The 7,693-nt window shown below is 67.4% G+C and carries 8 protein-coding genes and 1 tRNA gene; all 9 read left to right on the top strand.

Annotation, left to right across the window (positions count from 1 at the left end; all coding sequences use genetic code 11):
• Positions 1-316: 316 nt before the first annotated feature.
• The 9 genes from B5F73_RS02310 (at position 317) to pyrF (ending at position 7,532) form a co-directional block, all read left to right on the top strand.
• A tRNA-Asn gene (locus B5F73_RS02310) sits at positions 317-391 on the top strand.
• A 131-nt stretch (positions 392-522) separates the two neighbouring features.
• On the top strand, positions 523-1,347 hold the full coding sequence (locus tag B5F73_RS02305) for an ABC transporter permease (RefSeq protein ID WP_239379763.1): 825 nt from the start codon (positions 523-525) through the stop codon (positions 1,345-1,347).
• 12 nt (positions 1,348-1,359) lie between these two features.
• Positions 1,360-2,112 carry an ABC transporter ATP-binding protein gene (locus tag B5F73_RS02300; protein WP_087225766.1) on the top strand — a complete coding sequence of 251 codons (753 nt, stop codon included), beginning with the start codon at positions 1,360-1,362 and terminating at the stop codon, positions 2,110-2,112.
• A 183-nt stretch (positions 2,113-2,295) separates the two neighbouring features.
• Entirely contained in the window at positions 2,296-2,847 is a 552-nt protein-coding gene (gene pyrR, locus B5F73_RS02295; protein WP_087225764.1) for a bifunctional pyr operon transcriptional regulator/uracil phosphoribosyltransferase PyrR, read from the top strand.
• A 19-nt stretch (positions 2,848-2,866) separates the two neighbouring features.
• The gene (locus B5F73_RS02290) at positions 2,867-3,802 is read left to right on the top strand and encodes an aspartate carbamoyltransferase catalytic subunit (RefSeq protein WP_087225761.1); all 936 of its coding nucleotides are present in this window, start codon (positions 2,867-2,869) and stop codon (positions 3,800-3,802) included.
• Positions 3,786-5,099, top strand: coding sequence for a dihydroorotase (locus B5F73_RS02285; RefSeq protein WP_087225758.1), 1,314 nt, complete (start codon positions 3,786-3,788; stop codon positions 5,097-5,099). The genes B5F73_RS02290 and B5F73_RS02285 overlap by 17 nt, the downstream gene beginning before the upstream one ends.
• The gene (locus B5F73_RS02280; RefSeq protein ID WP_087225755.1) at positions 5,096-5,887 is read left to right on the top strand and encodes a dihydroorotate dehydrogenase electron transfer subunit; all 792 of its coding nucleotides are present in this window, start codon (positions 5,096-5,098) and stop codon (positions 5,885-5,887) included. Before B5F73_RS02285 ends, B5F73_RS02280 begins: the two co-directional genes overlap by 4 nt.
• Entirely contained in the window at positions 5,887-6,816 is a 930-nt protein-coding gene (locus B5F73_RS02275; RefSeq protein WP_087225752.1) for a dihydroorotate dehydrogenase, read from the top strand. Before B5F73_RS02280 ends, B5F73_RS02275 begins: the two co-directional genes overlap by 1 nt.
• Positions 6,810-7,532: an orotidine-5'-phosphate decarboxylase gene (pyrF, locus tag B5F73_RS02270; protein WP_204206239.1), complete on the top strand. Its 723-nt coding sequence runs from the start codon at positions 6,810-6,812 to the stop codon at positions 7,530-7,532. The genes B5F73_RS02275 and pyrF overlap by 7 nt, the downstream gene beginning before the upstream one ends.
• Positions 7,533-7,693: the final 161 nt, after the last annotated feature.

Here is a 7,693-nt window from a genome sequence, read left to right as displayed (position 1 = left end):
CCGTGACTGTGGCAAGCCGGACGATGACGCGACCGAGCCTAACCCACGACGCCCAGGGGGCCAACTTCACGCGAGGGGTCTCAGCCGCTTCCCCTCATATCGTCTAGACGCCGTCATGACAAGGCCAGCGTTTTCTAGAAGCGGGCGGTACAACGTCGCCGATTCCTAGAATCGCTCCGGACAACCGGCCGGATTCCTAGAAGCACCCGGTACAACGTCGGCGATTTCTAGATCCGCACGCGTCCTCGCGGCATTCGAAAAAAGAGGGTTGCGCATCTCCGTCACTTCTGTATACTTTCTCCTTGCGCGAGCACATTCCCCGGTGGCGCAGTGGTAGCGCAGCTGACTGTTAATCAGCGTGTCGTAGGTTCGAATCCTACCCGGGGAGCCAGGAACTCTCGAGGCCGGAGGATTACCTCCGGCCTCTTTTCGTCTCGCGCCGCACTTGGCGATTCTATGGCCTCCGAGCCGCTGTGATAGGATTTCAGCGACGGATGAGCCAACTACCGGAGGAAGACGATCTTGAGTCACGCCGCATCCACAGCCGAGAAGATCGTGCACGTCTCGAGCGCCTACGCCAAGGACCGCTTCATCCTCCAGCAGCTCGTGAACAAGGACTTCAAGCTCCGCTACCGCCGCTCGGTGCTCGGCGTGGTCTGGAGCGTGCTCAACCCGCTTCTCATGATGATCATCATGAGCTTCGTCTTCTCGTACTTCCTGCGTGGCTCCAGCGTCGAGAACTACCCGCTCTACCTCATCGTGGGCAACATCACGTTCTCCCTCATGAACGAGTCGACCAGCTCCGGCCTCCGCTCGATCATCGACGCGGCGCCGCTGCTCAAGAAGGTCAAGGTGGACCGCTGGGTCTTCCCCGTGCAGAAGGTCTTCTCGGCCGCCTTCAACTTCTCCTTCTCGCTCATCGCCGTGGCCGTGGTCATGCTGTTCTTCCGCGTGGTCCCCACGTGGCACATCCTCTGGATGTTCCCCGCGCTCGCGCTGCTCATGGTCTTCTGCATGGGCATCAGCCTGCTCATCGGTTCCCTCGCCGTCTTCTTCCGCGACATGATCCACCTCTGGAGCGTCGTCATCACCGCGTGGACCTACCTCACGCCCATCTTCTGGGACCTGTCGCTGCTCACCAACTCGAGCGCCCCGTGGTTCGTCATCGCCGTGGTGAAGCTCAACCCCATGTACAACTACCTCGAGATGATGCGCTGCGCCATCGTCTACCAGACGAGCCCGTCCGCGACGGTCATCCTGCTGTGCGCGGCGTGGGCGCTCGCCCTGCTCGCCCTCGGCTACCTCGTGTTCCGCAAGACCGAGCACAAGTTCATCCTCTACATCTAGGCGGTTCATACCATGGCACCCTCCAACGACGACTACGCCATCGAGGTCGACGACGTCACGATGATCTTCAACATCGCGAGCGAGCAGCTCAACAACCTCAAGGAGTACTTCATCAAGCTCATGAGGCACGAGCTGTTCTTCAAGGAGTTCCGCGCGCTCGACCACGTGAGCTTCAAGGTCCGCCGCGGCGAGGTCGTGGGCCTCGTCGGCACCAACGGCTCGGGCAAGTCGACGATGCTCAAGTGCATCGCCGGCGTGCTGGAGCCCTCGGAGGGCAGCGTCACCGTGCGCGGCAACATCGCGCCGCTCATCGAGCTGGGCGCCGGCTTTGACCCGGAGCTCACGGCCCGCGAGAACATCTACCTCAACGGCGCGCTGCTCGGCTACACCCGCCAGTTCATCGACGAGCACCTCCAGGAGATCATCGACTTCGCCGAGCTCCAGAACTTCATGGACATGCCGCTCAAGAACTACTCCTCGGGCATGGTCGCGCGCATCGCCTTCGCGATCGCCACGGTCACCGAGCCCGACGTCCTCATCGTCGACGAGACGCTCTCGGTGGGCGACGTCTTCTTCCAGCAGAAGTGCGAGGAGCGCATCCAGCACTTCATCAAGTCGGGGAACGTCACGGTGCTCTTCGTCTCGCACTCCATGGAGCAGGTCGAGCGCATCTGCCAGCGGGCCGTGTGGATCGAGAAGGGCGTCCAGCGCATGGACGGCCCCGTCGAGGAGGTCTGCGCCGCCTACCGCGCGCAGTTCGCCTAGGCGAGAAGGACGCTCGTCCGCCGCGTGACCCTTGCGAACGGGCGCACTCTGACGTACAGTGAGGGGGATTCTTTAAGCCGGTGCGAGACGCCAGCAAGGTCAGGTCCCTCGGGACGCTCCCATACACCCTTCTTGACGCTCGCGCCGCACGGCAGGGCGTCTTTTTCTTGCGAAGGGAGTCCCATGGAGCAGCCACAGCTCAAAGCCCAGATCATGGATGGGCAGGCCATGACTCGCGCGCTCACCCGCATCGCGCACGAGATCATCGAGAAGAACGAGGGGGCCGAGGGCGTCGCGCTCGTCGGCATCGTTCGCCGCGGCGCCGCGCTCGCGCCGCTGCTGGCCGACGAGATCGCCAAGATCGAGGACACGCGCCCGCCCGTGGGCTCCCTCGACGTCAGCTTCTACCGCGACGACGTCCGCCGCAAGATCGCGCCGGTTGAGTTTGGGACCGACATCCCCTTCGACGTCGACGACCGCGACATCGTCCTCGTCGACGACGTCCTCTACACCGGGCGCACGATCCGCGCCGCGCTCGACGCCCTCATCGACCTCGGTCGCCCCAACACCGTGCAGCTCGCGGTCATGGTCGACCGCGGCCACCGCGAGCTCCCCATCCGCGCCGACTACGTGGGCAAGAACGTCCCCTCGTCGCGCGAGGAGGACGTCCGCGTGACCATCGCGCCCTACGACGAGACCAACGCGGTCGAGATCTGGACCAAGCCCACCGAGTAGAACCAGGAGGTGCCAACCCATGCTGTCCGTCAAACACCTGATCGACACGACGAGCCTGACCGCTGACGACATCACGCAGATCCTCGACACGGCCCGCTCGTTCTCCGAGGTCAACAAGCGCGCGATCAAGAAGGTCCCGGCGCTGAGGGGCCGCACGATCGTCAATCTCTTCCTCGAGCCGTCGACGCGCACCAAGAGCTCCTTCGAGCTCGCCGAGAAGCGCCTCTCGGCCGACTCCCTCTCGATGGGCGGAGCCACGAGCTCGGTCGTCAAGGGCGAGAGCCTCGCCGACACCATCGAGACGATCGACGCCATGAACGTCGACATGTTCATCTGCCGCGCCAAGCTCGCCGGCACGCCGCAGAAGATCACCGAGCACACCGACGCCATCGTCATCAACGCCGGCGACGGCAAGCACCAGCACCCCACGCAGGCGATGCTGGACCTCTACACCATCCGCGAGAACTTCGGCCACCTCGACGGACTCAAGGTCGCCATCGTGGGCGACCTCAGCCACAGCCGCGTCTGCGGCAGCCTGGTGCCCGCGCTCAAGACCATGGGCGCCGACGTCACCCTCGTGGGCCCGCCCACGTTCCAGGTCGACGACCCCGACTACTACGGCGTGCCCCAGACCGCCGACCTCGACGCCGTGATCCCCGAGATGGACGTCGTCTACATGCTCCGCGTCCAGCTCGAGCGCATGGAGGGCGCGGCCATCCCGTCCCGTCGCGAGTACAACCGCCTCTGGGGCCTGGACATGGAGCGCGTGGGCAAGATGAAGCCCGAGGCCATCATCTGCCACCCCGGCCCCATGAACCGCGGCATGGAGATCAACGCCGACGTGGCCGACTGCGCGCGCTCGCGCATCCTCGACCAGGTCAACGCCGGCGTCCTCACGCGTATGGCCGAGATGTACCTGCTTCTGGGAGGAGAGAACAATGGCGTATCTGCTTAAGGGTGCCCACGTCGTCGACCCCCAGGTGGGCCTCGACGACGTCCGTGACGTTCTTATCGACGGCGAGAAGATCGCGGCGGTGGGGGAGGACCTCGCCGCCCCCGACGGGGCCGTGGTCATCGACGCCGCCGGCAAGTACCTCGTGCCCGGCCTCGTGGACATGCACGTGCACTTCCGCGATCCCGGCTTCGAGTACAAGGAGACCATCGAGTCCGGCGCGCGCGCCGCGACCCACGGCGGCTTCACCGACGTCGCCACGATGCCCAACACCGACCCCGTGACCGACACCGGCGCCGAGGTCCGCTACCAGATCGACCGCGCCCGCCACGCCGGCTTCTGCCACGTGCGTCCCATCGGCGCGCTCACGGCGGGCGAGAAGGGCCAGACGCTCGCCGAGATCGGTGACATGGTCATGGAGGGCGCCGTCGCGTTCTCCGACGACGGCCACGGCGTCCAGAGCGCCGGCATGATGCGCACCTGCATGGAGTACGTGAGCCAGTTCGACAAGGTCGTCTCCGCGCACTGCGAGATCGAGTCGCTCACCACGCACGGCGTCATCAACGAGGGCTGCGCCTCCACGCGCCTCGGCATGTTCGGCTGGCCGGCGCTGGGCGAGGAGCTGGAGATCTACCGCGACATCGAGCTCTGCCGCATGACCGGCTGCAGCCTCCACATCGCCCACATCTCCACCGAGAAGGGCCTCGAGCTCGTGCGCGCCGCCAAGGCCGAGGGCCTGCCGGTCACCTGCGAGGTCACGCCGCACCACCTGTTCCTCTGCGAGGACGACATCACCGACGCCTACGACACCAACCTCAAGATGAACCCGCCGCTGCGCACCGCCTCCGATGCGGCGGCACTCCGCGAGGGCATCCTCGACGGCTCGATCGACTGCGTCGTCACCGACCACGCGCCGCACGCCCCGCACGAGAAGGACTGCGAGTGGGAGATCGCCTTCTTCGGCATCGTGGGCCTCGAGACGTCGCTGCCGCTCATGCTCACCAACCTCGTGCTGCCGGGCAAGATGAGCTGGTCGCGCCTCGTCGAGGTCATGGCCGTGAACCCGCGCCGCTGCCTGCGCCTCCCGGAGATCCGCGTCGAGGAGGGCAGCACCGCCGACCTCACGCTGATCGACCCCTCCGCCGAGGTCACGGTCACCGAGGACTGGCTCCAGAGCCGCTCCAAGAACTCCGCGTGGCTGGGCCAGACCCTCACTGGGTGCGCCTCCGACGTCTTCGTCGCCGGCCGTCGCACCCTCACCGACGGCGAGCTCACCCCGGTCAGGAGGGGCTTCCGATGAGCGCGTCCGGCCTGGGCGTCCACGAGTTCGAGGTCGTCTCGAACGAGCCGGCCGCCGACGGTCTCATGCGCATCGTCCTCTCCGCGCCCGAGCTCGCTTCCGCGATCAAGCCCGGCCAGTTCGTGAACGTCTCCGTCCCCGGCGACGCGAGCCAGATCCTGCGCGTCCCGCTGTCCTTCAGCTGCGCCGACGCCGCGGCCGGCACCGTCGAGATCGTGTACGCGGTCGTCGGTGACGGCACGCGCCGCCTCGCCGCCATGGCGGCGAGGGAGACCTCGACCGCCGTTGGCCCCTGCGGCAACCCCTGGCCCCTCGTCGACGGTGCCCGCCGCGCCTGCGTCGTGGCCGGCGGCGTGGGCATCACCCCCATCGTCGCGTGCGCCCGCATGCTGGCGGGCGCGGGCGTGGCCTTCGACGCCGTCGTGGGCGCGCAGACCGCCGGCAGGCTCTGGGGCACGGACGTGCTCGAGGGCCTCGGCGCCGGCGTCGTGTCCGTGACCACCGACGACGGGACCGCCGGGCGTGCCGGCTTCACCACCGACGCCCTCGCCGACCTTCTCGCCGCCAACAACTACGACGTCGTCTACACCTGCGGCCCCGAGGTCATGATGGCCGGCGTCGCCCGCCTCTGCCACGAGGTCGGCGTCGCCTGCATGGTCTCCATGGAGCGCATGATGTGCTGCGGCTTTGGCGCGTGCGGCACCTGCAACGTGGCCATGGTCGACGGCACCTACAAGTCCTGCTGCAAGGACGGCCCCGTCTTCGACGCGGAGGAGGTGGCCTGGTGATGGGCGAGAAGAACGTGAGCATGGCCGTCGACCTCGGCGGCGTGAGAATGCAGAACCCCGTCAACACCGCTTCGGGCACCTTCGCCTTTGGCTCGGTCTTCGAGGACTTCTTCGACGTCTCGCGCCTGGGTGCGATCACGCTCAAGGGATGTTCGGCCGAGCCCTGGGACGGCAACCCCGCGCCGCGCATGTGCGAGGTGCCGAGCGGCATGATGAACACCGTGGGTCTGGCCAACCCGGGCGTGCGCGGGATGGTCGAGAGCTACGGTGAGTACCTTGCCGGGCTCGAGGGGCGCGGCTGCCGCGTGATCGTGCAGGCGGCCGGGCACTCCGTCGAGGAGTACGTGGCCGCCGTCGAGCTCATCGAGGAGCTCTGCCCGTGGGCCAGCGGCGTCGAGATGAACATCTCCTGCCCCAACATCGCCCGCGGCGGCGCGCTGGTGGGCGGCACGCCCGAGAGCGCCTCCGAGGTCGTCCGCGCGGTGCGCCCGCGCGTCCACCGTCCGCTCCTCGTGAAGATGGCCCCCGTCCGCGTGCCCGAGATCGCGCGCGCCTGCGAGGCCGAGGGGGCCGACGCCCTCTCGCTCATCAACACGATCAACGGCATGTCCATCGACGTGCGCACTCGCAAAAGCCGCCTCTCCAAGCCTACGGGCGGCGTGTCCGGCCCCGCCATCCACGCCATCGCCGTGCGCATGGTCTGGGAGGCGGCCCAGGCCGTCAAGATCCCCATCAACGGCATGGGCGGCATCGCGAGCTGGCGCGACGCCGCCGAGATGATCCTCGCCGGCGCCACCTCGGTCACGGTGGGGACCGCGAGCTTCTATGACCCGACCTGCGCGTCTGACATCGTGGACGGCCTCGCCTCCTGGGCGGCCGAGCAGGGCGTCGCAGACATCAACGAGCTGATTGGAGCCTTCGAATGCTGACGTACGAAGAGGCAAGCGACAAGATCATCATCGCGCTGGACTGCTCCAGGGAGCGAGCCTTCGAGCTGGCGGACATGCTCGCCGGCAAGGCCACGTGGGTGAAGGTGGGCATGACCCTCTTCTACGCCGAGGGCCCCGCCATCGTCGACGCCATGCGCGAGCGCGGCCTGCGCGTCTTTCTCGACCTCAAGGTCCACGACATCCCGTTCCAGGTGCAGGGTGCCGTCCGCGCGGCGTCGCTCACCGGCGCCGACATCCTCTCCATCCACGGACTGGGCTCCTCGGCGATGATCGCCGCGGCGCGCAAGGGCGCCGAGGAGGCCGCCGAGCAGCGCGGCGGCGACCGCACGCGCCTCGTGGCCATCTCGGTCCTCACGAGCATGGACCAGGCCGCCCTCGCCGAGATCGGTGTGGAGTCGCCGGTCGCCGAGGAGGTCGCCCGACTCGCGAGCCTCGCGTACGGCTCCGGCGCCGACGGCATCGTCTGCTCGCCGCAGGAGGCCGCCGAGATGCGCGCCCTTCTCGGCCCTGACGCCCTGATCGTCACCCCGGGCGTGCGCCCCGCGGGCGCCGAGGTGGGCGACCAGAAGCGCATCGCCACGCCCGCCGCCGCCATCGCCGCCGGCGCTTCCAAGCTGGTCGTCGGCCGTCCCATCACGGGCGCGGACGACCCTCTCGCCGCATTCGACGCCATCTGTGGCGAGCTCATGGCGTAGACTTTCTTATGTCTACCTGCGCGTTTTGTATGCGGGTCGCCTCCGACCTGCACCTTTGGTGAAGAGGTATTGCAAAACCGCCGCTCAACGCGCAAACTAGGTTAGCGAGCCGACGGGGAAGCCCCCCGGCTCATGGGATTTAACGATGTTTGGAGGATCAC

The sequence above is a fragment of the Olsenella sp. An270 genome (genome assembly GCF_002159735.1).
Classification (GTDB): domain Bacteria; phylum Actinomycetota; class Coriobacteriia; order Coriobacteriales; family Atopobiaceae; genus Thermophilibacter.
The sequence above is the reverse complement of the archived record's forward strand: the minus strand, read 5'-3'. Positions and strand labels throughout refer to the sequence as shown.